Source organism: Chrysanthemum yellows phytoplasma (genome assembly GCF_000803325.1).
Classification (GTDB): domain Bacteria; phylum Bacillota_I; class Bacilli_A; order Acholeplasmatales; family Acholeplasmataceae; genus Phytoplasma; species Phytoplasma asteris.
Genome location: NZ_JSWH01000019.1, coordinates 1 through 1,124 on the forward strand (window position 1 = coordinate 1; position 1,124 = coordinate 1,124).

The 1,124-nt window shown below is 23.2% G+C and carries 2 protein-coding genes; both read right to left on the reverse strand.

Translation table 11 applies throughout. From position 1 onward, the window contains the following. Positions 1-80: 80 nt before the first annotated feature. The gene (locus OL66_RS00385; protein WP_034172023.1) at positions 81-722 is read right to left on the reverse strand and encodes a hypothetical protein; all 642 of its coding nucleotides are present in this window, start codon (positions 720-722) and stop codon (positions 81-83) included. A 27-nt stretch (positions 723-749) separates the two neighbouring features. Next, a complete protein-coding gene (locus OL66_RS00390) occupies positions 750-944 on the reverse strand; it encodes a hypothetical protein (RefSeq protein ID WP_034172024.1) in 195 nt (64 codons plus the stop codon). Positions 945-1,124 lie beyond the last annotated feature (180 nt).

Here is a 1,124-nt window from a genome sequence, read left to right on the forward strand (position 1 = left end):
AATAATAAATACTTAATAAAAACAAAAAAACAGAAATTAAAAATTAATTCCTGCTCTAAATTTATAAATAATATTAATTATTAATCCTCCTTTTTACAAAAGTTCCATAAAGCTTTAATAAGAGGCCAAAAAACTAACAGACATAAAGCAAAAGCCATAGATGCTTCATATTTTTTATCTACTTGTTTTTCAATAATATAACCAAAGACAACTAAAGCTCCTGCAATATAAACAGACGCCCATGAAATAAATAGACTTACAAATAGGAGCACTAACATAAAATAAGGGTCAAATAAGGATGAAAGTTGACTTAATTGCGAAACTGATGCCAACCAAAGGAAAGCAACCCCATAAAATAAAACAACATAAAACATAGTAATTACAAAGAAATTAAAAACTACAAAAGCAAATTTATTAATTAATTGTTGATTATTTTGTTTTTTAAACTTTTTATAATAAAGTAAAATAGTAATTGCAAAATTACTCATCAAAATAAAAATAAACGAAAGCAACATAGTTAGACATAAATGTTTATGTATTAGTAATTTATCAGTCAAATCTAATGTATGTGATATATTCAAACGAACATATAAATAACCCATAAACATCCCTAAAAATATCCCCAAAGCAATAAGACAAACAGGAGCTGTTAATCGTGCTATACTTGAAGAAAAACAAGAAAATACAAAAGCAATAATACTTATAATAGCAGGCAGATACAAATATTTAAAAATAATTGTTTTTTTTATTTAACCTAAATTTGGGCAAAAAACTAATTCATGCCATACAACTGCATAAGAAAGTGCCAAAAATAAAAGCATTAAACTAATCCATAATAAAGTTTTTTGAATAACTCTTTTATGGTTTGATCTACGATAAACTGCAACCGAACTTAATTTTTTATTATCTTTAATTTTTTCTTTAAGATTATCTAATAAAAACATGTTATTTCACCTCTTTATTAAATTGAATTATCAAATTAAATTTGTTAAAGTTCTAAAGCCTCTAACTTAAATATAATAAAAGACTTTATGCCTTTATTATAACTCAAATATTTAATGAGTAGTTAATTTAATATGATAAATATTAATAAAATAGCAAATAACAAAACTATTTATCTACTA